Origin of the sequence: Luteimonas sp. TWI662, from assembly GCF_039673825.1 — a bacterium.
GTDB lineage: Bacteria > Pseudomonadota > Gammaproteobacteria > Xanthomonadales > Xanthomonadaceae > Luteimonas.
In genome coordinates this window covers 1-23,408 of the sequence record NZ_JBDJMI010000034.1, presented here as the reverse complement: position 1 = coordinate 23,408, position 23,408 = coordinate 1, and the positions used below count along the sequence as shown (strand labels likewise).

Sequence of the window (23,408 nt, the reverse complement as noted above, 5' to 3'; positions counted from 1 at the left end):
CCTCCATCGCCGGGCGTTCGCGGACACTGCGATGCCTGATGGCAGGACGTGGCCGCTCACCCCCGCCGCTGCTGGAAATCCTGCATGTAGGCGACGAGCGCGCGGACACCGTCGACCGGCATCGCGTTGTAGATCGACGCGCGCATGCCGCCGAGTACCCGGTGGCCCTTGAGCCCGATCAGCCCGGCCTCGCGCGCGCCGGCCAGGAAGTCGGCATCGAGCGCGGAATCGGCCAGGAAGAACGGCACGTTCATGCGCGAGCGCACATCGCGCGCGACCTCGTTGCGGTAGAAGCCGTCCGAGCCATCGATGGCGGCGTACAGCAGTCCGGCCTTCTCGTCGCTGCGGCGGTCGAACTCGGCGGTGCCGCCCTGGTCGAGCATCCAGCGGAACACCAGGCCGGCCAGATACCAGTTCCAGGTCGGCGGTGTGTTGAGCATCGAGTCGTTGGCCAGGTGCGAGGCGTAGTTGAAGATGTCGGCGCGCGGCTGGCCCGCCCGCTTGAGCAGGTCGCGCCGCACGACCACGACCGAAAGACCGACCGGCCCGAGGTTCTTCTGGGCACCGGCATAGATCAGGCCATAGCGGCTGATGTCGATCGGCTCCGACGCGATGCTGGAGCTGAAGTCGGCGAACAACGGGACATCGCCGGTGTCGGGCGCGGGCGCCCCCCAGGCAGGCCGGAACTCGACGCCGTGGATGGTCTCGTTGGCGGTGATGTGCACGTAGGCCGCGCCCGGGGTCAGGCGCCAGGTTTCGCGCCCCGGGATTGTGCGGAAGCCATCGGCCTCGCCGCTGGCGGCGACGTTGACCGCGACCGCCGGGGTGAGCTGGCGCAGCGCGGTGCGGCCCCAATGGCCGCTGACGACGTAGTCGACGGTATCGCCGGGCGCCGCGAAGTTCAGCGCGATCAGCGCCTGCTGGGTGGTCGCCCCGCCCTGCAGGAACAGCACCGCGTAATCGTCGGGCACCGCGAGCAGCGTGCGCAGATCGGCTTCAGCGCGCGTGGCCACGGCCATGAACTCCGGCCCGCGGTGGCTCATCTCGACGATCGAGGCGCCGGCATCGCCCCACTCGAGCATGTCGGCCTGGGCCTGTTTCAGCACGCTTTCAGGCAATGCCGCAGGTCCAGGGGCAAAGTTGTAGGCTCGCGCCATCGCTCGACTCCGCTCGTTTGCAGGCCGGCAAGTATGCCGCAGTGCAGCAGCCTTGACGCGCGGGCAATGGTTGCGATGGCAACGTATTCCGCGTTGCCCCATCTACGGCGCGCACGCGCCAGGAGCCAGCGATGTCTTTGCGCGACGCCTTGCGGATCCCCGAGTCCGACATCACCGACGAGGCGGTCTATCGCGACCGCCGTCGCCTGCTCGCCCTGCTGGCCGCGACCCCGGCGCTCAGCCTGGCCGGCTGCGCGGATGCCGAGCCACCGCCGCCCAGCACGGCCCCAGTCACCCCGGCGCAGGCGCGCAGCGGCTTTCGCACCGACGAGCCGCTGACTCGCTACGAGGACATCACCTCGTACAACAACTTCTACGAGTTCGGCACCGGCAAGGCCGATCCCTCGCGCGCGGCCAAGACCCTGCGCACAACGCCCTGGAGCGTGGAGGTGGCCGGCGAATGTGCCAAGCCCGGGCGCATCGCACTGGAGGACCTGCTGCGCGGCATCGCCAGCGAGGAACGCATCTATCGCCTGCGCTGCGTGGAAGGCTGGTCGATGGTGATCCCGTGGACCGGCGTGCCGCTGGCCGCGGTGCTGCGTCGGTTCGAGCCCACCGCCAAAGCCAAGTACGTCGCCTTCACCACGCTGGCCGACCGCGAGCAGATGCCGGGCCTGCGCTTCCGCTCGATCCGCTGGCCATATCGCGAGGGCCTGCGCATCGACGAGGCCATGCACCCGCTCGCGTTCCTGGCAACCGGTCTATACGGCAAGGCCTTGCCGCAGCAGAACGGCGCGCCGCTGCGGCTGGTGGTGCCGTGGAAATACGGCTTCAAGAGCATCAAGTCGATCGTGCAGATCCGGTTCGTCGAGCGCATGCCCAGCACCGCGTGGAACGACCTGCAGCCGTCGGAGTACGGGTTCTTCAGCAACGTCAATCCGGCGGTCGACCACCCGCGCTGGAGCCAGAAGACCGAACGCCGGATTGCCGGCACCAACCGGCTGCTCGCCAACCGTATCGACACCCGTCCGTTCAACGGCTACGCCGACCAGGTCGCCTCGCTCTACGCCGGCATGGATCTGCGCAAGTGGTATTGAGCCCGGCGCGCGTCCCCAAGCGCCGCGCGACACCGCCCGGCATCATCGCCGGCAAGGCGATGGTCCACGCGCTGGCGCTCGCGCCGCTGGCCTGGCTGGGCTGGCGCGTGTGGAGCGTGCTCGGGGGCGGCAACATCGATGCGCTCGGCGCCGAGCCAGTGGTGGCGATCGAGCACGAACTGGGCATCGGCGCCCTGCGCCTGCTGCTGATCACGCTGGCGATCACGCCACTCAGGCAGATCTCGGGATGGACCGCACCGCTGCGCTTTCGGCGAATGCTCGGGCTGTACGCCTTCGCCTACGCCAGCCTGCATTTCGCGGCCTGGCTGGCGCTGGACCTGGTCGGCGACCTGTCGCAGGTGGCCACCGAGATCGCGCGCCGGCCCTACATCACCGTGGGCTTTCTGGCATGGCTGCTGCTGGTGCCGCTGGCCGTGACCTCGACGCTCGGCTGGATGCGCCGGCTGGGCCGCAACTGGGGCCGCCTGCACCGCCTGGTCTACGCGATCGCCGCACTGGCGGTGCTGCATTTCTGGTGGATCGTGAAATCCGACTGGCGCGAGCCCGCGCTCTATGCCGGGCTGCTGGCGCTGCTGCTGGGCTGGCGGGTATGGAAGGCGCTGGCGCGGCGACGCGCCGCCGCACGCTGAGCCGCGCCGGAAGTGGCCTGGTCAGCGGCCCGACAGCAAGGCCGCGCGGCGACGTGCGTGTTCGGTCGCGTCGATCGCGCCTTCGCGATGCAGGCGGTCGAGCGCGGCCACCTGCGCCACCAATCCCTCGTCGAGGGCGGGCGGCGGCCTGCGCTGGCTGCGCACGATCGCCCAGACGATGAGGCCGACCACACCGGCAAAGATCGCAAACAGAAGCAGCAAGAGGATCAGGTGCCAGATGCTGAACATGCCCATTGGATGACTCCTTCAAAAACCGAGTGCCGACTCAGCTTGCGCCGAATAGGAATAACGCGCCCAGCGCTGCGGCCAGCAGCACCGCCGCGAGCAGCAGCCAGGGCAACCGTAGGCGCCCGGCCGCCGGAACATCGAACGGATCGGGCCCATCGTCGAATTCGTCCGCCGGGCCATGGCCGAAGGTGACCACGCCGCCGCGGGCCGGCGCTTCGACGACGAAGCGATGGTGGGCATCGAACACGATCTGATCGCCGGGCTGCAGCAGCGCATCGCGCACGGTCTGGCCATTGACCACACTGCCCTCCGCCGAGCCCAAGTCGATCAGCCGCACCCGCTCGCCTACTCGCTCCAGGCGCGCATGGCGATCGGCGAAGCCCGGATCGTCGATGCGGATGTCGGCATCGGACTGGCGACCGATCAGGCGCGCGCGGTCGAGCGTGAAGCAGCGCCCGTGATAACGACCGCCCAGACCGCGCAGCACCAGGCGCGGATCGGGGTCAGCCCCATCGCCCTGCGGCGCGTCCGCCGCCGACGGCGGCGCGGGCGGCTGCTCGGGAAGCAGGCGCAGCTCGTGGCCGGCGACGAAGATCGCATCGCCGGCGCGCAGCATCGCCACGCGCTGGATGCGCCGCCCGTTGACATGCACGCCGCCAGCCTCCTCGCCCACCGTCAGCCAGACGCCGCGGCGATCGACGCACACGCGCACGCAGGCCGCGTCGGTCGTCACGGGGCCGAGTCCGGCGCCGTCGGCGCGCAGACCCAGCCCGAGCTCGCCCGCATCGAGAGGCAGATCATCGGTCGAGGAGCCGGGAAATCGCAGCTTGAGCGCAGTCATGCGGCGGAAATCTAGCACGAGCGGCGGCGCGCACCGCATCCCTCACTTGGTCGATGCGCCGCGGCACCGCAGAATGTGCGCCCAACCCAGGCAGAGCGACCGACATGTCCGGTATCGACATTACCCATCCCCATTCCCTGCCGCAGGCGCAGGCGCGCAGCGCCGTCGAAGACGTCGCGCGCACCCTGGCCGAGCGTTTCGACATGAAGTACACGTGGAGCGGCGACACGCTCAGCTTCAACCGCTCCGGCGTCGATGGCGCGATCGCCCTGCTGCCCGACAGCCTGCACGTGACCGCCAAGCTGGGCTTCCTGCTCGCGGCGATGCGCGGCCCGATCGAGGCCGAGATCCGCCGTGTGCTGTCGGAGCGATTCTGAGCGCGCCGACGGCGCCGGCCACACGCCTGCACGTACAGCTTGTCGGCGCATCGATTCGACCGTAGAATGCGCGTCCCGATCGCACCGGCGGCCTTGCGGCCCCGGCGATGCGGACACCGGAGCGGCGACGTTCCCAAGTCCGGGCGACAGTGTTTCGGGCGGTTAGCTCAGCGGTAGAGCATTGCCTTCACACGGCAAGGGTCGCAGGTTCGAACCCTGCACCGCCCACCAGCAGCATCGAACAAGCCGGCCCAGTGTCGGCTTTTTCGTGCCCGGCGTACGCGCTGCATCGCTTGTCGATGTCCATCATGCCCAGCATGTCAAGTTCACGATCGGCAACCATGGCAAGACGCCGCGCCCCGCGCGCGCCGCGTCCCTTGGGCGCGGCGCGTAGAATTCCCGCGACGGCGCCGCGGGCGCCCTGTGCGAAGTGGGTGTGCGCTTGACCGATCGTCTTCCTCATTGGCTGCATGAGTGGCTCGGCATCGTCGTGCCCGGCGGCCAGATCCTGCTGATCCTGCTCGCGGCCTGGTTGCTGCGCCTGCTCGGACGGCGCCTGCTCGACCGCGTCGGACGCCGCTACACATTGCCGCCCGAGGCGGTGGTCGGCGCACGCCGGGTCATGACCTTCCTGATCTACGCCGCTGCGCTGCTGATGGCGCTCGAGCGCCTGGGCGTGTCGGGCACGGTGCTGTGGACCGCGTTCACCGGCTTTGCGGCAGTGGGCGCGGTGGCGTTCTTCGCCGCATGGAGCGTGCTGTCGAACATCTTCTGCACGATGTTGATCCTGACCACGCGGCCCTTCCGGCTCTACGACCATGTCGAGCTGCTGGAGAACGGCGAGAAGCCGGGCCTGCGCGGCCAGGTGGTGGATATCAACTTGGTCTACACGACCTTGCGTGAGACCGACGACGGCGACGGCGCGGGCACCGTGCTGCAGGTGCCCAACAGCCTGTTCTTCCAGCGTGCGCTGCGGCGCTGGCGCGGCGGCGCGCTGCCCGAACCCAAGGGCGCGGGCGCCAAGCGGGGCGATCCGCTCGACGTGTGACCCGGCGCGCCAGACGCAAACCGCGAAAACCGGGGTCAGAGTGCAATTGCGCGAGGTGAAATTGCACTCTGACCCCGGTTTCCGCCCCGCGTGCCGGGTGTCAGCCGACGACGGCCGACACGACGATCTCGATTCGCCAGCCCGGATCGGCCAGCCGCGCCTCGACCGTTGCGCGCGACGGCGCCTGGCCAGCAACCACCCAGCGATCCCACTCGGCGTTCATGCCGGCGAAGTCGCCGATGTCGGCCAGGTAGATCTGCGCCTGGAGGATCCGGGTCTTGTCGCTGCCGGCCTGCGCCAGCAGCGTGTCGATCGCTTCGAGCACCTCGCGGGTCTGGATGCCGATATCGGCGCCGGGGGTTTCGGGCACTTGCCCTGCGCAATAGACGATGCCGTTGTGGATGCTGGCCTCGGACATGCGCGGGCCGGCGTCGATGCGCTGGATCATGGAGCGTTCCTGACGTGAAGGCCGCCCACGGTAGCGATCGCAGGCGGCCGGCCGCAAGCTCGGACCATCGGCCGACACGCTCAGCGCAACTGGCTGTCCTTGCTGCCGCGGCGGTTGTAGCCGGCCGATGCCCGGTCCTCGTCGTGTTGGGCCTGGCAGTTGACGCACAGCCGCACGCCGGGCACGGCGACGCGACGCGCCTCGGGGATCGACGCGTCGCATTCCTCGCAATGGGTCAGGCCTGGGCCGCGACGCAGTTGGCTGCGCGCACGCTCGATCGCGTCCTTGACGGTCGCATCGATCTGGTCCTGGACCGCACCGTCACCTGCCCACCCGGTCGCCATGGCCGACTCCTGCTGTTGGCAATGCCTGCCAAAGCAGCCTAGCAATGCGCGTGTGGCTGGGGGATGAGTGGCGCCGGCCGGCATAATGGCGCGATGTCCGATGCGTCCCGCTCCCCTGCCCCCTCCCGCCTGGCGATCATCGGCGGCGGCCCAGCGGGGCTGTTCGCCGCAGAAGTCGCCCGCGCCGCAGACGTGGAGGTCGATCTGTTCGATGCCAAGGGTTCAGTGGGGCGCAAATTCCTGATCGCCGGCAAGGGCGGGTTGAACCTGACCCATTCCGAGCCGCGGCCGGCCTTCGACGCGCGCTATGGCACGCGAGCAGACGCGATCGGGCGCTGGCTCGACACCTTCGATGCACAGGCGCTGCGCGATTGGGCGAAGGCACGCGGCGTGCCGACCTTCGTCGGCAGCTCCGGCCGGGTGTTTCCGGAGGATCTCAAGGCCGCGCCGTTGTTGCGTGGCTGGGTCCGGCAACTGCGCGAGGACGGCGTGCGCTTCCATGTCCAGCATCGCTGGACCGGCTGGGATGCCGATGACCGCCTGACCTTCACGACGCCGCAGGGGCTGCATACGCATGCGGCCGACGCGGTGCTGCTGGCCCTGGGCGGCGGCAGTTGGCCCGAACTCGGCTCCGATGGCACCTGGCAGACGTTGCTCGCCGCGCGCAGTATCGAGGTCGCGCCGCTGGTGCCGGCCAATTGCGGCTTCGACATCGGCTGGAGCGCGCACCTGGCGCAGCGCCATGCCGGCGCGCCGCTCAAGCCGGTGGTCCTGCACTGGCGCGCGGCCGACGGCGCGCCCCAGGCGCTGCAGGGCGAGTGCGTGCTCACGGCGACCGGTATCGAAGGCAGCGCGATCTACGCGATTTCGGGCGAGCTGCGCGACACGATCGCGCGCGACGGCCATGCCGTGCTCGAGCTCGATCTCGCGCCGGGGCGTGACGCCGCGCGTCTGCAGCGCGATCTTGAGCGCCCGCGCGGGCGCCGCAGCATCGGCGAGCACCTGCGCCGGGCCACCGGCCTGGATGCCGCCAAGACCGCGCTGCTGTTCGAGCGGCTCGATCGCGATGCACTGGACGACGCCGCGCGTGTGGCGGCGGCGATCAAGCGACTGCCGCTGCGCCTGCGCGCGCCGCGCCCGCTGGCCGAGGCCATCTCCAGTGCCGGCGGGGTCCGCTTCGAGGCGCTCGACGAGGCGCTGATGCTGCGCGCATTGCCGGGCACCTTCGTCGCCGGCGAGATGATCGACTGGGAAGCACCGACCGGCGGCTACCTGCTCACCGCCTGCTTCGCCAGCGGCCGGCGCGCCGCGCAGGGCGCGCTGGACTGGCTGCAGCGCGCGCGCTGATCGCGCGGTCCGCTCAGTCGACGCCGGTTTCGCGTTCGGCGGCCGCCGGTCGCCCGTAGAGGAACCCCTGGCCGTATTGGCACCCCAACCCAACGAGCAGATCGCGCTGCTGCCCGGTCTCGATGCCTTCGGCGATCGTGTCGATGCCCAAGGTCGCCGCCAGCGCCAGGATCGCGCGCACCAGCGCCAGGCTTTCGGCATGCATTTCCCCGCCCAGCCCGAGCACGAAACTCTGGTCGATCTTCAGCGCCTGGATCGGGAAGCGGTGCAGATACGACAGCGCCGAGAAGCCGGTGCCGAAGTCGTCGAGCAGCGCCAGCACGCCATGACTGCGCAGCACATTGAGCATGCGCAGCGCACGCGGCGCATCGTCGAGCAGCGCGACCTCGGTGATCTCGATCCGCAGCCGGCGCGGATCGGCGCCCGCCTCGTCGATCAGCCGCAACAGCCGCTCGACAAAGTCCTCGGAGCGAAAGTGCCTTGGCGAGACGTTGATCGAGATATAGCCGGTCCCGGCATCGGTCGCCATGCGCCGGAACACATGGCGATACATCAGCCAGTCGACCTGCTCGATCAGCCCGCTGTCCTCGCCGACGCCGATGAACTCGGCCGGCGACAGCAGGCCGTGCACCTCGTGCCGCCAGCGCAGCAAGGCCTCATATCCCACCACCGCGCCATCGGCCAGGCGCACGATCGGTTGGAAGTGTGGCTCGAACGCATCCTGCAGGATCGCCCGGCGCAGGTCGGCCTCCAGGTCCAGCAGGCGCATGGCCTCGGCCCGCATCGCCTCGTCGAAGCGCTCGCTGCGGTCGCGCCCGCAGGCCTTGGCCCGATACATCGCCGCGTCCGCATCGCGCAGCACGCCGTCGCCGTCCACGTACTCGGGATGGGACATCGCGATGCCGATGCTCGCCGACGGGAACAACTCACGCCCGGCCACCCACACCGGTTTGGCCAGGGCCGCCAGCAGCGCGCTTGCCCGCCGGTCGGCGACCTCCGGATCGTCGACGCCACCGAGCAGGATCGCGAACTCGTCGCCGCCCAGCCGGGCCGCGAGGTCGTCGGGGCCCAGCCAGGCGGTGATGCGCTGGGCGATTTCCACCAGCATCGCGTCGCCGGCCGCGTGGCCGACGCTGTCGTTGACCAGCTTGAAGCGGTCCAGATCGAGGAACAGCACCGCGAACGCCGCCCGTCCGCCCTCGCGCAGCGGCGACAGCGCAGCATCGAGACGTTCGAGCAGTTGGACACGATTGGGTAACCCGGTCAGCGGGTCGTGGCGCGCCTGATGGACCAGACGCTGCTGAGCGCGGATGCGCTCGCTGATCTGTGCGCGCAACTCGCGGTTGGCGCGCTCCAGCTCGCGGGTGCGCGCCTCGACGCGGAACTCCAGTTCGGTGTGCGCGGCCTTGAGCTGTTCCTGGGCCCGCTTGCGGTCCATCGCGCTGTCGATGTGATGGGCCACGAACGTCAGCAGTGCCTGGTCGTTGGGCGAAAACGTAATCTGCGGATCGTAGCTCTGCACCGCGATCACCCCGACCGGCCGGCCATCGCGGCCCAGCGGCACGCCCAGCCAGCATTGCGCGTGACTGCCGTGACTGCGCAGCGCCCCCGCCGCCTCCAGCCGTCTGATGTCCTCGTGCATGGCCAGCAACGGCGCGCCGGTCGCGATCACGTACTCGGTCAAGCCGTCGCCGCGAGGCCGGGCCCGGCGGATCGCATCGCGCTCATCGATCGAGTACGGGAACTCGAGCCGGGAGCCGTCGGGGCTGAGCATGGCGATATAGAAATTGCGCGCGTACAGCAGTTCGCCGACGATCGCATGCAGGTCCGCGTAGAAGCGCTCCAGGCTGCCGGGCGCGGCCGACAGCTCGCTGATCCGGTACAGTGCACGCTGCAACGTCCCGGCGCGCTCGCGCTCGACGATCTGCGCCTGCAGCCCGCGGTTGGCGGTCTGCAGTTCCTGCGTGCGCGAGGCGACCCGACGCTCGAGCTCGGCCTGGGCGCGCTTGCGATCGAGCGCAGTGAGGATGTGCTGGGCGACGAACTCCAGGAGCGCCCGGTCCTCGTCGCGGTAGCGGTTGGGCTGGTCGTAGCTCTGCACCACGAGCGCGCCGCAGATGCGCCCGTCGCGGCGCAGCGGTACGCCGAGCCAGTCGGCGCTGTCGGGGCCGTGCAGGGTATCGCTGTCCGGGAGGCCATACTGCGCGCGCAGGACGGCCGACGGCCCCAGCATGGGCTGTCCCTCGCGCAGCAACACCGTGGTCAGGCTGTCGGGCATCTGCGCGATGGACAACTCGCGCTGCGGATCGGCCTGCCAGGGATCGCGTTCGTCGACGAAGTACAAAAAGCGCAGCGTCTCGCGCAAGTCGTCGTAGAGCACGATGTAGAAGTTCTCGGCCGTGGTCAGCCGGCCGACGACGGCATGGATGCGCGCCAGCACCTCGTCCATGTCCAGCGTGGAACTGGCCAGTTCGGCGATCTCGTAAAGCGCCTGCTGCAACCGTTCGGCCCGGCGCATCGATTCGAACCGGCGCTCGGCGCGTGCCAGGGCCAGCACCCCGGCCACGCCGTGCACGGCCGCGGGCAACCAGGCTGCGGCGGCGGCGTCATCGCCTGCGGCGACCTCGATCGCGATCGCGAGCCGGTCATCGTCGTGCACCATCGCGCGGGCGCGGCGCCGCAACCCCGCCGGCGCCGTCGTGTCGCCCTCGGCGCCTGCGCGCAGGGTCGCGTCCGCCAGCGCAGCCAGGCCGCTGGGCGCCTGGTCGGAGATCAGCACACCGGTGCCCGACGCGTGGGAGGCCCACGTCACCGCGACGGCCGCACCCGCAGGCGCCGTCGCGATGACGGCGCGCAGTGGCGCTTCGGCGTCGTCGGCGGCAACGGCCGCGTTCATGCGATGGCAGGCAGGCACGGTGCTCGACGATTTGGATCCCGCGGCAGCATACCCAAAAGCGCGTCGACTGCCGCGGACGCAACCCCGTTGGCCGCGTCCGCGCGTTGTCCAGGGCATGTCCGCCCTCGCCCGCCCCCGCCGCACGGCTCGTGCGGGCTTCACGCCCGGCGCCGCGCCACGTACTCTGCGACGCATGTACGATGTCGCCAGCCAGCAGGAGCCCCCCGGCGACGACGCCCTGATGCTGGCATGGACCGCGGGTGACGTCGCCGCGTTCGAGACGCTCTATCGGCGCCATCGCGACAAGCTCTATCGCTTCCTGGTGCGTCAGGTGCGCAACCCCGCGCTCGCCGAGGAGATCTTCCAGGATGTCTGGCAGCGGGTCATCGCGGCGCGTGAGGGCTGGCGACCCGATGCGCTGTTCGCGACCTGGCTCTACCGCATCGCCCACAATCGGCTGACCGACCACTGGCGCGCGGCGCAGCATCGCCCGCCGCCCCCCGAAGATGCCGAGCTGCGGACCGCACGCATCGTCGATCCGGACGATCCGGAGCGGCAGCTCTCGCAGTTCGAGCAGCGGCGCGGTCTGCAGCTTGCGCTCGATGCGCTGCCCGACGAGCAGCGCGAAGTCGTGCTGCTGCGGCTCGAACACGAGCTCACGCTCGAAGAGATCGGCCGGATCACCGGTGTGGGCCGCGAGACGGTGAAATCGCGGCTGCGCTATGCGATGGACAAACTGCGCGCGACGTTGACCTCATGAACAGCCCCGACCGCGAACCGCTGACGCCCGAGGAGCAGTGGCTGGCCGACCGTCTGGCCTCGGGCCAGGCCGCGCCGTCCCCGGCGGTCGATGCCGCGATTCTCGCGGCCGCGCGCGACGCGGCGCAGGACGCGGCCGGGCCGGCGCACGCCGTGGCGTCCCAGGCGCCCGCACGGGCGGCTCAGCGCCGACGTCGCCGCTGGCCGGTGGCGTTCGGCGCGGCCGCCTCACTGGCGGTCGCGGTCGGCGTCGCCTGGCAACTGCGGCCGGTGCCCGAAGCGCCGCATGCGGCCTGGACCGAGCGCGCGGACGCCGTGCAGGAGGCCGCGCCGGCAGCGGCCCACGACGCACCGGCCCCTGCCGTGGCACAGGTGCCGGCCCGGATGCACGAGCCCGAGGCGGTCCCCGCCCAGGACGCCCCACAGCCGAAGGCCTCGCCCCCCGTCGAGGCGCCCGCCGCCATCGCCCGCGAGGCGGAGCGCCCCATCGCGGCACTGCCGCCGCCGGACGCGCGCCAGGCCGCGGGCTGGGGCCCGACGCGCGGCGCCGAATCCGCGGCCACGGCCTACGGCAACCGCGTGACGACCACGGAGCCGGCATCGATGCAACGCGATGCGGCCGCCGAAGCCGACCGGGCATCGGTGGTCCGGCCCATGGCCGCGCGGGCCCAACCCCAGGCGATGGCGATCATCGAAGACCTGCCCGAGGACGACGCGCCGCCGGCATCGGCCGACGCGCCGGAAGTCCGCGAGGCCTGGCTGGCGCGCGTGCGCGAGTTGCTCGATGCCGGCGACATCGGCGCCGCCCGTGCCAGCCTGGCCGAGTTCCATCGTCGCCATCCGCAGGCCGAGCTGCCGCCCGACCTGCGCGCCCTGCTGGACTGAGATCGCGATGCCGCTCGACACCCTGGCCGCGAGCGCCAGTCACGTCCTCGAGGTCAAGCACAGCCGCTTCGTCGCCCATGCCGCGCCGATCACCGGCGCCGACGATGCGGCGGCGTTCCTGCAGCAGGTGGCCGTGCCCGATGCCACCCACAACTGCTGGGCCTGGCGGCTGGGCGACCAGTACCGCTCCAGCGACGATGGCGAGCCGGCCGGCACTGCCGGGCGGCCGATCCTGGCCGCGATCGACGGCCAGGGATTCGACCGAGTGGCGGTGGTCGTGGTGCGCTGGTTCGGCGGCATCAAGCTCGGTGCCGGCGGCCTGGTCCGCGCCTACGGCGGCTGCGCGGCCGAGTGCCTGCGCACCGCGGCCCGCATGCCGCTGATCGACACCTGCGTTCTGCAGGTGCGTGCACCGTTCGATACCCTGGGCACGTTGCACGCCGCACTGCCGGCGGCCGACGCACACAAGCTCGACGAGCGTTTCGATGCCGACGGCGCGCTGTTGCGCATCGAATTGCCGCTCGACCGCGTCGCCGACTTGAAAACCCGGCTGCGCGATGCCACCCGAAACCGTATCCGCATCGACGACAATGCCTGATGGCCTTCCGATCCCGCTCCACCGTGGCTGAGCCCGGCAAACCGAAGGTGCGCATCGGTGCACTGAAAACCTTGTGGCCGTTCGTCATGCGCCAGCGCGGCCTGTTCGTCGCCTGGCTGATCGCACTGGCGGCCTCGTCGCTGGCGACGCTGAGTCTGCCGCTGGCGGTGCGACGCATGATCGACCACGGCTTCACCGGCGGCGATCAGATCGACACCGCGTTCGCGCTGCTGCTGGTCGTCGCGGTCGCGCTGGCATTGGCGACCGCAGCGCGGTTCTTCTTCGTCTCGCTGCTGGGCGAGCGCGTCGTCGCCGACCTGCGCAACCGCTTCTACGGGCACCTGCTGGACCTGGACCAGGCGTTCTTCGAGCAGAACCGCAGTGGCGACCTGGTCTCGCGCCTGAGCGCGGACACCGAACTGCTGCGCTCGGTCGTCGGCACGACCATGTCGGTCGCGTTGCGCAGTGTGGTGATGGTGCTCGGTAGCCTGACGATGCTGGTGGTCACCAGTCCGCGCCTTGCGGCCTACACGCTGGTGGGCATTCCGCTGTTCGTGCTGCCGCTGGTGCTGGGCGGGCGCAAGCTGGAGAAGGTCTCGCGGCAGAGCCAGGATCGCATCGCCGATGCGAACGCGCTGGCCAACGAGACGCTGGGCGCGATCCGCACCGTGCAGGCGCATGCGCGCGAACCCTACGAGCGCGGCCGTTTCGGTGATGCCGTGCGCACCTCGGTCGCGACCGCGCGCCGGCGCATCGGGTTGCAGGCGATCATCACCGCGATCGCGATCACGCTGATCTTCGGTGCGGTCACCGTGGTGTTGTGGTCGGGCGCGCACGATGTGGTCGCCGGACGGATGAGCGCCGGCACGCTGGGCCAGTTCGTGCTCTACGCGCTGTTCGGCGCCGGCTCGGTCGGTGCGCTGGCCGAGGTCTGGAACGACCTGCAGCGCGCCGCCGGCGGCATGGGCCGGATCTCCGAACTGCTCGACGAATCGCCGTCGATCCGGGCACCGGCCACGCCCGCCGCGATCGTCCAGCCGGCGCGCGGCGCGTTGCGTTTCGACGGGGTCACCTTCCATTACCCGAGCCGCCCCGACACCCCGGCGCTCGATGGCTTCACGCTGCACGTCGCGCCCGGCGAAACGGTGGCGCTCGTAGGTCCTTCCGGCGCGGGCAAGAGCACGGTGCTGTCGCTGCTGCTGCGCTTCCACGACCCGGAGACCGGCGCGTTGTCGATCGACGGCGCGGACCTGCGCACGCTCGATCCCGCGGCACTGCGCGAGCTGATCGCGATGGTCCCGCAGCACCCGACGATCTTCGCCGCCAGTGCCCGCGACAACATCCGCTACGGCCGGCTCGACGCGACCGACGCCGAGGTCGAGGCCGCGGCGCGCGCGGCCGAGGCGCACGAGTTCATCGTCGACCTGCCCGAAGGCTACGACGCCCAGCTCGGCGAACGCGGCGCGCGCCTGTCGGGCGGCCAGCAGCAGCGGATCGCGATCGCCCGCGCGCTGCTGCGCGACGCACCGATCCTGCTGCTCGACGAAGCGACCTCGGCGCTCGACGCGCAAAGCGAGCATGCGGTGCAGCACGCGCTCGCCCGCCTGATGCAGGGCCGCACCACGCTGGTCATCGCGCATCGGCTGGCGACGATCCTCAAGGCCGATCGCATCGTCGTGCTCGACCGTGGGCGGATCGTCGCCCAGGGCACGCACGCCGAACTGCTGGCCCAGGGCGGCCTCTACGCGGAACTGGCCAAACTGCAGTTCATCGACTGAGGCTGCGCGGCGACTGTGCCCGGCCCGCGGGGCCGCGCACTCGTGCCCCCGGCGGCGGCACCGACGCCCAGCCCCCGGACCGCGTGATCGACCGCCAGTTGCAGCATCGCCGGCGCGATGTAGGCCATGTGCACGTGCCGGATCGTCGCCAGGTAGAAGCGCCCGAACCAGTTGCGCGTGCGCACACGCGTCGCCATCGCGCAGCGCAGGCCACCGCCGGGCAACGCCTCGACGCGAATGCAGGTGCGGAACGCGAGGTGCCGGTCGTCGGCACCGAGCACGACCTCCACGCAGTCGCCATCGGTGGATGCGCGTTCGGCCAGCACCGGGAAACGCCCGGCGAAGCGGCCCGGCGCCTCGTCCGACAGCAGCGACGACGCCGGGCAGCCCAGCGGCGAGGTCCGCAGGCCGAACGGACGCACGAGCATGTTGCGAAACGCCATCAGCTGCGTCACACCGGACGGCGGATTGGCGACGAATCCTTCGAGCAGCGCGGCCATCGCCGTCGCCGGCCGCGCGTCGGCGCACTCCCCAGCCTCCAGGCAGACCGCCACCGCGTCCTCGTGCCCGGCGCCCGGCAGCTGCGCCTGCAGCAGCGAACCGGGCGGCGGGACGATTCGGTCGACCTGGCGGCGGCCGACGTTTTCGGTTCGGAACCCGCTGGCGCGCCGCGCCGGCAGCCGCCGACGCAGGCGTCCCGTCCAAGCCCGGACCCCGGCGCACACACGCGCCGCCAGCGACGTCGGCGGCACGTGCAGCGACAACGAGGTCGTCGCAATACGCGCCGGCGCGCGCAACGCCGCGTCGAGCAGCGCCTGCACCGCCGGCGGCAGCAGTTCGGTCAGCGAGGGAATATCGGCGGCGTTGTCGAGCACGCGCCGGCGCACGTCGGCCGGCAGTTCGCCCGACAGTTCATCGGGATGGCAGGACAGCGCGAACAGCGCCGGGTGCGGCAGCGCCGGACTGCGCGAGACGAACTGGTGCCAGGTGCCGCCGCCGAAGCGCACGGTGAACAAGCAGTCCGGCGGAATGTCGACCAGATGCAACGCACGCATGAACGCGGCCGGATCGGCATCGAGCTGCGCCTGCGATGCGGTCGAGAACCGCAGTTGCGCGCCGGCGCTGCCCGAGACCGCGGTGAACATGCGGTTGCCGGCGTGACGGTGGAAGGGATGGCCGCCCGGGCCAACGCTGAAGGTGTAGAGCGAGGACGGATCGCCGCGTTCCAGATCCATCGCGCCGATCCGCGACGAGGGTTCGTCGTGCGCGTCGACGAAGCCTGGATGCCCGCGCTGGCGCCGGGCGGCATCGGCGATCAGCGGATCGCCCTGGCCGGGTGCCAATTGCGCGATCAGCGTGACCTCGACCGGCAGGCCGCCGCTGTGCGACGGCAGGCGGACGCCGGGAAACGTCTCGGAAACCTCGGTCGTATGCAGCATCGTCAGGTTCCTGTCGGATAGATGCGTCAGTCCGCGGCCTTGCGGCGCTCACGCTTGAGCGGACGCGCCACCGGGCACAGCTCCGACGCCCAGGCGAAGACGGTGTTGGCCAGACGCTCGGGCACGAGCCGGAAATGCACGAACTGGCCACGTTTCTCGCGGGCGATCAGTCCGGCCTGCTCAAGGATGCGCAGATGCCCCGACAGCGCGGGCTTGCTGAAGTCGAACCGCTCGGCGATCTCGCCGGCGGTCAGCTCGCCAGCGTGGAGGTAGGCAAGGATTTGTCGGCGCGGCGTCGAGGCCAGCGCTTCGAAGACACGGTCCATAGCGGCCCAATTAGTTAACGAATTACTTAATTAATAAACCAATCGACGACCGTCGTCAACCCTGGGGGATGCCCCAGGGCCACCTGCCCGCGGACGTGCCCCACCCTGGCATGGCCGGAGACACCATGAGACGCGCGAGCACCAGCGCCGCGTCCCATTTGATCTTGCCGACGCCCGTCCCGCGTCAGTCCGGCAGCACGCGCGCCAGCGGCGCGTCGAGATCGATTCCGCGCTCAAGCGTGCCGAGCGCCAGCGCATGGGCGCTGGCCAGCCGGCTGGCGCAGAATGCCGGGGCGACGGGACTGTTCGCGCGCAGCAACGCCGCTCCCTGCAGGACCAGCGCGGTCGCCTCCACCAGCCGCCGTGCCTGCGGTTCGGCGTCCTGCGGGGCACGCGCCGCGTCGGCGAGCTGGTCGGCAAGACGGTCTGCCGCAGCGTCGAACGCCGCATCCGTGCCGCGTGCGGCCTCGATCTGCGCCTGCAGCGCCGCCATGACCTTGGGTTCGCGTGCGAGCGCGCGCAGCACGTCCAGGCATTGCAGGTTGCCGCTGCCCTCCCAGATCGAGTTCAGCGGTGCCTGCCGGTACAGGCGCGGCAGGATCGATTCCTCGATGTAGCCCGCACCACCGAGGCATTCTTGCGCCTCGTTGACGAACGCCGGCGCGCGTCGGCACAGCCAGTACTTGCCGATCGCTGTGGCCACACGCGCGAAGGCCGCCTGCGCCGGGTCGCGCGGCGCAGCGTCGACTGCGCCGGCCACACGCAGCGCCAGGGCGACCGCCGCCTCGGCTTCGATCGCAAGATCGGCGAGCACGTTGCGCATCAGCGGCTGCTCGGCGAGCGCGCGGCCGAACGCACGCCGGTGGCGGGCATGATGCAGCGCCTGGGCCAGCGCCATGCGCATCTGCGCGGCGGCGGCGAGCATGCAATCGAGCCGGGTCAGCATCACCATTTCCAGGATCGTCGCCACGCCGCGGCCCGCCTCGCCGACCCGCAGCGCCCAGGCGCGATCGAACTCGATCTCGGCCGAGGCGTTGCTCCAATCGCCGAGCTTGTCCTTGAGCCGCATCAGCCGGAAGTCGTTGCGCTCGCCGCCCGGCAGGCGTCTGGGCATGAGGAAGCAGCTCGGCCCGGCGCCGGCCTGCGCCAGCACCAGGAAGCCGTCGGACATCGGCGCCGAGAAGAACCACTTGTGGCCGCGCAGCGTATAGGCCCCCTCGTCGCTCGTCGGGGTCGCCCGCGTGGTGTTGCTGCGCACATCGCTGCCGCCCTGCTTCTCGGTCATGCCCATGCCCAGCGTGACGCCCGCCTTGTCTTCGACCGGCACATCGCGGGCGTCGTAGCGCATCGTCGCGACCTTGTCGGCCCAGGCGCGCAGGCGTGGCTCGCGGCGCAGCACCGGGACCGCGGCGTGGGTCATCGTCAGCGGGCAACTGGTGCCGGCATCGGCCTGGTGATGCAGATACGCCAGCGCCGCGCGCGCCACATGCGCGCCGGGCTCCGGTTGCGCCCACGACAGGCCGGCGACGCCATGGCCGATCGCGGCCTCCATCAGCTGGTGGTAGGCGGGGTGAAACTCGACGCAGTCGATGCGGTGGCCGAAACGGTCGTGCGTGCGCAGCCGCGGCCGATCGCGGTTGGCGTCGAAGCCTGCGGCGTAGAGCGCATCGCCGGCGAGGACGCCATATCCCGCCAGTCGATCGGCGAAAGCGTCGCCACCTTCGCGGGCCACGGCCTCGCGCAGCGCGACATCGTCGTGCCAGAGGTCGCGCGGCGCGAACTCCGGCGGCTGGTTGTCGACCTCGTGGGTGGCGTCTGTGGCCATGGCGCGCGTCTCCATCCTCGGACCTGCGCCGATTCTCGCCCATGCCAGGCGCGCCGGTCAGGCCATCGACGACCCGACCGCAGCCCCGTCGAACGCGTCAACCGGCGCCTGCAAGGCTTCGACGAAGTCTGGCGCCAACGCAAGCGCGCCGAAGGCGCCGCGCTGGGTGCCGCTGAGCACGCGCAGCATGTGCCCGCGTCCACCGGGCATCCGCCCCATCGGCAGGAACGCCACATCGCGCGCCCGCGCGATGAGATCGCGGTCGGACTGGAAGATCGGGGTGAGCCACCGGCTCCAGAATTGGTAGATCCCGACGTGCCGCGCGCGCAGTTGCTGGTAGACCGGCAGTGCGTCGGCGGGGGCGTGCGAGCGCAACGCGTCGCGCAGCGCCTCGGCATCGAGCAGCGCCATGTTCACGCCCTGCCCCAGCTGCGGGCTCATCGCATGCGCCGCGTCGCCGAGCAGCACCCAGCGGCCACGATGCCAGCGTCGTAGCACGACGTCGCGATAGCTCGCGCGCGCCAGCTGGGCATGTGTCGTGGTCGCATCGAGCAAGGCCGCCGCCTCGGGCCAGATGGCGGCGACCTCGTTGTGCCAACGATCGAGCGCGGTCGCCTGCCAATCGTCGAATCCGGCGATCGGCAGGCTCCAGAAGAAGCTCAACCGCGGCTCGGAATCGCCGGGCCGCCCGCCGACCGGCAGCAGGCCGACCATCCGACGCGCGGCGACATAGCGCTGGCGCAACGCGTTGGCGAATGGCCAGTCGCGTGCGGCCAGCAGGCACCACAGCGCACCCCACGGATAGACCCGATCGTGGCGCACACCGCCGATCCGGGCACGCAGCCGGGACGCCGCGCCGTCGGCGACGACGACCAGGTCGAACGGCCCATGGCGCTGCCCGGTCGCGTCGACCAGCCAGCGGTCGTCGGCCTCGTCCGGGCCGGCGACCGTAACGCCGGGATGCAATGCGGTGCGCTCGCCCCAGGCCTGGTCGAGCAGTTCGAACAGCGCGCCGCGCTGCATGCCCAGGCCATACAGGCGCGGGTCGAGCCCGGCGTAGCGGATGTCCATGACCGCGCGGCCGCAGGGCGTTTCGCCAAACAGGCGATCCACGCGTGCGCCATGGCCGAGCACCTGCGGCAACAGGCCCATGCGCCAGAGCACCTGCAGGCCGCTGGGCTGCAGCAGGAAGCCGGCGCCCACCGGCCCGGGCGCCGGCGCGCGCTCGTAGACCTCGACCCGGTGGCCGTCGCGCGCGAGCAGCACAGCAGACGCCTGGCCGGCGGTGCCGTAGCCGACGATGGCGATGCGCAGTGGTCGGCGCGGGGATACGGACATCACGGTCATGACACGACTGGGGCGATCGCGGCGCGACAGCATACGACCGATGGGCTCACAGACCACGCGCCACTTGTCTGCCTTTCGCGCGAGCGCACACGAAGTACTTGTCTTAAAAGTCGAAGGCGCGCTTGACTTCGGATGGACAACGGCCTGCCGGCCGGAAGCTGCTCTTCCCTCGGCAAGGCCGCTTCGCGGTCCGGCCACGCGAAGCACGCGTGGCGTTCGCATAGATGCGCGGCAGTGCCGCGCACGCCATCCATGCTCACCCTGCCTTGACTCGGGCGCGCGCCGCCCCTGGCGCGCTCGACGCGGCCACCGACCGTCAGTCCGCTGCTGCGGACATTGGCAACCCGACTTCGGTTGGATACGGAGTCGCCTGCTTGAAGAAGGCGCGCGCTGTCGGCCTCAGTGCGTCGTGCTGGTCGGGGATTGCGATAGCGGGCCAGGGATGGCCCGCGGCGGCGAGTCAGCCATGGGTGAGTGCGGGCTGCTCGCGCGGCATGCCGCGCAGCCCACACGAACGCCCGGCGCGCTTCGCCGGGGCGGACCGCGGAGCGGGCTGACCGAGCCGGGGAGCAGTCCCCGGCCGGCGTGACGCGCGCCGGAGAAGAGCTGCCTGGTAAAGCGAGCAGACGCAAGCTCCCCCGACTTCAAAAAAAGGGCCGCCCCGCGCACGGGACGGCCCTTGGGTCATGCCACCGCGCGCCTCAGTGGGCCTGCGGTGTCTCGTTGCGGGCCTGATGCGCGGCGATCGCCTTGGGATCGGGCTCGTCCATCTTGTCGCCCAGCACGCGCCGGACGATCACGAAGAACACCGGGATCAGCAGCAGGCCCAGGAACGTCGCGAACAGCATGCCGCCGATCACGCCGGTGCCCAGTGCGTGGCGCGCGTTGGAGCCGGCGCCGGTCGACAGTGCCATCGGCGTGACGCCCAGGATGAACGCGAACGAGGTCATCAGGATCGGCCGCAGGCGCAACCGCGCCGCCTCGACCGTCGCCTCGCGCAGAGTCTTGCCCTCTGCCCGTTGCTGCACCGCGAACTCCACGATCAGGATCGCGTTCTTCGCCGCCAGACCGATCACGGTGATCATGCCGATCTGGAAGAACAGGTCGTTCGACAGCCCCGGACGCAGCATCGTGAACACCACCGCGCCGAGGATGCCCAGCGGCACCACCAGCAGCACTGCCACCGGGATCGACCAGCTCTCGTAGAGCGCGGCCAGACACAGGAACACCACGACCACCGACAGCACCAGCAGCAGCGTCTGGGTGTTGCCGGCGATGATCTCCTGGTAGGACATGCCCGCCCAGTCGAAGCCGAAGCCCGGCGGCAACTCGTCGGTGACGATGCCTTCCATCGCCGCCATCGCCTCGCCGGTGCTGCGGCCGGGCGCCTGGGCGCCGACGATGTTGACCGCCGAGTAGCCGTTGTAGCGGCTCAGCGACGGCGAGGCGGTACCCCACTCGGCCGAGACCACGTTGCTCAGCGGCACCATCGCCGGCTGGCCGTTGGCGGCCGTGCCCGGCGCCGGGGTATAGAAGCGCTCGAACGACTCCGGACCGGTGCGGTAGGGCGCGTCGGCACGGATGTTCACCCGCTTGATGCGTCCTTCCGAGAAGTAGTCGTTGACGTACACCGGCGCGAGCATCAGCTGGATCGCGTTGTAGACGTCCTGCACCGACAGGCCCATTGCCTGCGCCTGCACGCGATCGACGTGCAGACCCAACTGCGGCGCGGCCTCCAGGGTATTGGGGCGCACGCCCACGACCGTGTCGGACTTGCCCGCGGCACTGGCCAGCAGCTTGTTGCGGGCTTCGGTCAACGCCGCCTGGCCCTGGCCGGTGCGGTCCTGCAGGTACATGTCGAAGCCGCCGAACTGGCCCAGGCCCTGGATCGTCGGCAGATTGACGACGAAGATCTGCGCTTCGGGCACTGCGCCGTAGAGCATGCCGTTGGCCTGATTGACGAACTCGTCGATGCTGACGTCGCGCTCGTCCCAGTGCTCGAGCTCGACGAACGCCATACCGACGTTCTCGCCCATGCCCACGAAGCTGAAGCCCGAGACCTGCAGGATGTTCTTGAAGCCGGGCACGCCGCCCGTCCGCTCGCCGGTCTCCGGGTTCTCCTGGCCGCGGAAGGTCTGGTAGACCCGGTCCATGACCGCCTGCGTGCGCTGCAGGCTGGCGCCGGGCGGCAGTTGCACGATCACCATCGCATAGCCCTGATCTTCCTCGGGCACGAAGCTGCTCGGCAGCCTGGCGTACAGCAGGCCACAGACCAGCGCCAGCAGCACGAACAGCACCATCCAGCGCGGCGAATGCCGAACGACGCTGGTGATGTGGCCAACATAGGTGTCGTTGATGCGGTCGTAGTACTTGTTGAAGACGCGGAAGACCACGTTCTCGCGCTTGTTGCCGTGCGGTTCGTGCTGCTTGAGGAACGTGGCGCACAGCGCCGGGGTAAAGCCCAGGGCGAGGAACGCCGAGAAGCCCATCGACACCGCGATGGTGATCGCGAACTGCTTGTAGATCTCGCCCGAAGCGCCGCCCTGCAGCGCGCTAGGGATGAACACCGCGGCCAGCACGACGGTGATCGCGACCACTGCGCCGGTGATCTGGCCCATCGCCTTGATCGTCGCCTCGCGCGGGGGCAGGTGCTCCTCGGCCATGATGCGCTCGACGTTCTCGATCACCACGATCGCATCGTCGACCACGATGCCGATCGACAGAACCATCGCGAACAGCGTCAGCTGGTTGACCGTGAAGCCGAGCGCGCTCAGGCCCAGGAACGTGCCCAGCAGCGCGACCGGGATCACGAGGGTCGGGATGATCGTCGCGCGCAGGTTCTGCAGGAACAGCAGCATCACCAGGAACACCAGGATGACCGCCTCGATCAGCGTCTTGACCACTTCCTTGATCGAGATCGTCACGAACGTGGTGCTGTCGAACGGCTTGAACCATTCGACGCCGGGCGGGAACGTGGCCGACAGCTCGTCGAGCCGCGCAGTCACCGCCTCGGCCACGCCCAGCGCATTGGCGCCGGGCTGGAGCATGATCGCGACCGCGCCGGTCGGCTGGCCGTTGTACTTGGTGTCGAAGCCGTAGCTCGACGGACCAAAGGCGACCCGCGCCACATCGCCCAGACGCACGACCGCGCCATTGGCGTCGGTGCGCAGGATGATGTCGCGGAACTGCTCGGGCGTGCTGAAACGGCCTTCGCCCGACACGGTCGCGCTGAAGCCCACGCCCTCGGGCGCGGGGTCGGAACCGATCGAGCCGGCGGCGAACTGCACGTTCTGCGCCCGCACCGCCGCCAGCACCTCGGTCGCCGACAGGCCGTAGCCCTGCAGCTTGTCGGGATTGAGCCAAATGTTCATCGCATACTCGGCACCGAAGTGCTGGGTATTGCCGACACCGGGCACGCGCGCCAACTGCTCGAGCACACGGGCCGCGATCAGGTCGTTGATCGCATTGCGGTCCATCGATGGGTCGCTCGAACGCAGGCCGACCACCATCAAAAAGCCGGTGTTCTCCTTGGCGACGACCACGCCCTGCTGGACCACCTCGCTGGGCAGCCGCGGCGTGGCCAGGGCGACCTTGTTCTGGACCTGCACCTGGGCGATGTCGCTGTCGGTGCCGGTCTCGAAGGTCAGCGTGACGCTCGCCCGGCCATTGGCGCTGGACGTCGAACTGAAGTACAGCAGATTGTCGATGCCAGTGAGCTGCTGCTCGATGACCTGGGTCACCGCCTGCTCGGTGGTCTGCGCATCCGCGCCGGGATAGGTCGCCGAGATGGTCACCTGCGGCGGCGCCACCGACGGATACGACTCGACGCCCATGTTCAGCAGCGAGATCAGGCCGCTGAGCGAGATCAGAATCGAGACGACCCAGGCGAAGACCGGGTGGTTGATGAAGAACTTGGGCATGGGATCACTCCTGGTCGGCGGCGTCCGCGGCCGGCGCATCGGCAGCCGGCGGCGCGGCAGGCGCCGGGGCCGGCGCC

General features: G+C 70.5%; 20 protein-coding genes and 1 tRNA gene. 10 read left to right on the top strand and 11 right to left on the bottom strand.

Annotated features, from left to right (window positions below; all coding sequences use genetic code 11):
* Positions 1 to 56: 56 nt before the first annotated feature.
* Positions 57 to 1,157, bottom strand: coding sequence for a phosphoserine transaminase (serC, locus tag ABE488_RS16640; RefSeq protein WP_346449508.1), 1,101 nt, complete (start codon positions 1,155 to 1,157; stop codon positions 57 to 59).
* Between the two features lie 131 nt (positions 1,158 to 1,288).
* On the opposite strand from serC, the gene msrP reads away from it, so the two are divergent.
* Positions 1,289 to 2,254: a protein-methionine-sulfoxide reductase catalytic subunit MsrP gene (gene msrP / locus ABE488_RS16635; RefSeq protein WP_346445520.1), complete on the top strand. Its 966-nt coding sequence runs from the start codon at positions 1,289 to 1,291 to the stop codon at positions 2,252 to 2,254.
* A 59-nt stretch (positions 2,255 to 2,313) separates the two neighbouring features.
* Positions 2,314 to 2,904: a protein-methionine-sulfoxide reductase heme-binding subunit MsrQ gene (locus tag ABE488_RS16630; RefSeq protein ID WP_346449517.1), complete on the top strand. Its 591-nt coding sequence runs from the start codon at positions 2,314 to 2,316 to the stop codon at positions 2,902 to 2,904.
* A gap of 21 nt (positions 2,905 to 2,925) precedes the next feature.
* Here ABE488_RS16630 and ABE488_RS16625 read toward each other — a convergent pair whose 3' ends face one another.
* Both ABE488_RS16625 and ABE488_RS16620 read right to left on the bottom strand, forming a co-directional pair.
* Positions 2,926 to 3,159 carry a hypothetical protein gene (locus tag ABE488_RS16625; RefSeq protein ID WP_346449506.1) on the bottom strand — a complete coding sequence of 78 codons (234 nt, stop codon included), beginning with the start codon at positions 3,157 to 3,159 and terminating at the stop codon, positions 2,926 to 2,928.
* Positions 3,160 to 3,190: 31 nt separating this feature from the next.
* Entirely contained in the window at positions 3,191 to 3,994 is an 804-nt protein-coding gene (locus ABE488_RS16620; RefSeq protein WP_346449504.1) for an FHA domain-containing protein, read from the bottom strand.
* A 104-nt stretch (positions 3,995 to 4,098) separates the two neighbouring features.
* Between ABE488_RS16620 and ABE488_RS16615 the strand changes: the two genes are divergently transcribed.
* The 3 genes from ABE488_RS16615 to ABE488_RS16605 all read left to right on the top strand — a co-directional run bounded on the left by ABE488_RS16615 (position 4,099) and on the right by ABE488_RS16605 (position 5,419).
* On the top strand, positions 4,099 to 4,371 hold the full coding sequence (locus tag ABE488_RS16615) for a polyhydroxyalkanoic acid system family protein (protein ID WP_346449503.1): 273 nt from the start codon (positions 4,099 to 4,101) through the stop codon (positions 4,369 to 4,371).
* A gap of 156 nt (positions 4,372 to 4,527) precedes the next feature.
* Positions 4,528 to 4,602, top strand: a tRNA-Val gene (locus tag ABE488_RS16610).
* Positions 4,603 to 4,801: 199 nt separating this feature from the next.
* Positions 4,802 to 5,419, top strand: a complete 618-nt coding sequence (locus ABE488_RS16605; RefSeq protein WP_346445516.1) for a mechanosensitive ion channel family protein — start codon at positions 4,802 to 4,804, stop codon at positions 5,417 to 5,419.
* 100 nt (positions 5,420 to 5,519) lie between these two features.
* Here the strand turns inward: ABE488_RS16605 and ABE488_RS16600 are convergent, their stop codons facing one another.
* Together ABE488_RS16600 and ABE488_RS16595 are read right to left on the bottom strand one after the other, a co-directional pair.
* Positions 5,520 to 5,867, bottom strand: a complete 348-nt coding sequence (locus ABE488_RS16600) for a RidA family protein (RefSeq protein ID WP_346449502.1) — start codon at positions 5,865 to 5,867, stop codon at positions 5,520 to 5,522.
* An 80-nt stretch (positions 5,868 to 5,947) separates the two neighbouring features.
* Positions 5,948 to 6,211, bottom strand: a complete 264-nt coding sequence (locus tag ABE488_RS16595) for a DksA/TraR family C4-type zinc finger protein (protein WP_346449500.1) — start codon at positions 6,209 to 6,211, stop codon at positions 5,948 to 5,950.
* Positions 6,212 to 6,304: 93 nt separating this feature from the next.
* Between ABE488_RS16595 and ABE488_RS16590 the strand changes: the two genes are divergently transcribed.
* A complete protein-coding gene (locus ABE488_RS16590) occupies positions 6,305 to 7,558 on the top strand; it encodes a TIGR03862 family flavoprotein (protein WP_346449499.1) in 1,254 nt (417 codons plus the stop codon).
* 13 nt (positions 7,559 to 7,571) lie between these two features.
* Here ABE488_RS16590 and ABE488_RS16585 read toward each other — a convergent pair whose 3' ends face one another.
* Positions 7,572 to 10,454, bottom strand: coding sequence for an EAL domain-containing protein (locus tag ABE488_RS16585; protein ID WP_346449497.1), 2,883 nt, complete (start codon positions 10,452 to 10,454; stop codon positions 7,572 to 7,574).
* A gap of 193 nt (positions 10,455 to 10,647) precedes the next feature.
* Between ABE488_RS16585 and ABE488_RS16580 the strand changes: the two genes are divergently transcribed.
* From ABE488_RS16580 to ABE488_RS16565, 4 genes are read left to right on the top strand one after another with little or no spacing between them, the layout of a single operon-like run.
* A complete protein-coding gene (locus ABE488_RS16580; RefSeq protein WP_346445511.1) occupies positions 10,648 to 11,214 on the top strand; it encodes an RNA polymerase sigma factor in 567 nt (188 codons plus the stop codon).
* A complete protein-coding gene (locus ABE488_RS16575; RefSeq protein ID WP_346449496.1) occupies positions 11,211 to 12,098 on the top strand; it encodes a hypothetical protein in 888 nt (295 codons plus the stop codon). The genes ABE488_RS16580 and ABE488_RS16575 overlap by 4 nt, the downstream gene beginning before the upstream one ends.
* A gap of 7 nt (positions 12,099 to 12,105) precedes the next feature.
* The gene (locus ABE488_RS16570; RefSeq protein WP_346445509.1) at positions 12,106 to 12,696 is read left to right on the top strand and encodes a YigZ family protein; all 591 of its coding nucleotides are present in this window, start codon (positions 12,106 to 12,108) and stop codon (positions 12,694 to 12,696) included.
* On the top strand, positions 12,696 to 14,474 hold the full coding sequence (locus ABE488_RS16565; RefSeq protein ID WP_346449495.1) for an ABC transporter transmembrane domain-containing protein: 1,779 nt from the start codon (positions 12,696 to 12,698) through the stop codon (positions 14,472 to 14,474). Before ABE488_RS16570 ends, ABE488_RS16565 begins: the two co-directional genes overlap by 1 nt.
* Here the strand turns inward: ABE488_RS16565 and ABE488_RS16560 are convergent.
* From ABE488_RS16560 to ABE488_RS16540, 5 genes are all read right to left on the bottom strand, one after another.
* Positions 14,438 to 15,913: a DUF2867 domain-containing protein gene (locus tag ABE488_RS16560; protein ID WP_346449493.1), complete on the bottom strand. Its 1,476-nt coding sequence runs from the start codon at positions 15,911 to 15,913 to the stop codon at positions 14,438 to 14,440. The two genes, ABE488_RS16565 and ABE488_RS16560, sit on opposite strands and share 37 nt — an antisense overlap.
* A 26-nt stretch (positions 15,914 to 15,939) precedes the next feature.
* Positions 15,940 to 16,239: a metalloregulator ArsR/SmtB family transcription factor gene (locus ABE488_RS16555; RefSeq protein ID WP_337245790.1), complete on the bottom strand. Its 300-nt coding sequence runs from the start codon at positions 16,237 to 16,239 to the stop codon at positions 15,940 to 15,942.
* Between the two features lie 184 nt (positions 16,240 to 16,423).
* Positions 16,424 to 18,064 (bottom strand): acyl-CoA dehydrogenase family protein, encoded by a 1,641-nt coding sequence (locus ABE488_RS16550; protein ID WP_346449492.1) that lies wholly within the window; start codon positions 18,062 to 18,064, stop codon positions 16,424 to 16,426.
* A gap of 57 nt (positions 18,065 to 18,121) precedes the next feature.
* Positions 18,122 to 19,402 (bottom strand): NAD(P)/FAD-dependent oxidoreductase, encoded by a 1,281-nt coding sequence (locus ABE488_RS16545; RefSeq protein ID WP_346449491.1) that lies wholly within the window; start codon positions 19,400 to 19,402, stop codon positions 18,122 to 18,124.
* Positions 19,403 to 20,112: 710 nt separating this feature from the next.
* Positions 20,113 to 23,331, bottom strand: a complete 3,219-nt coding sequence (locus ABE488_RS16540) for a multidrug efflux RND transporter permease subunit (protein WP_346449489.1) — start codon at positions 23,329 to 23,331, stop codon at positions 20,113 to 20,115.
* Positions 23,332 to 23,408: the final 77 nt, after the last annotated feature.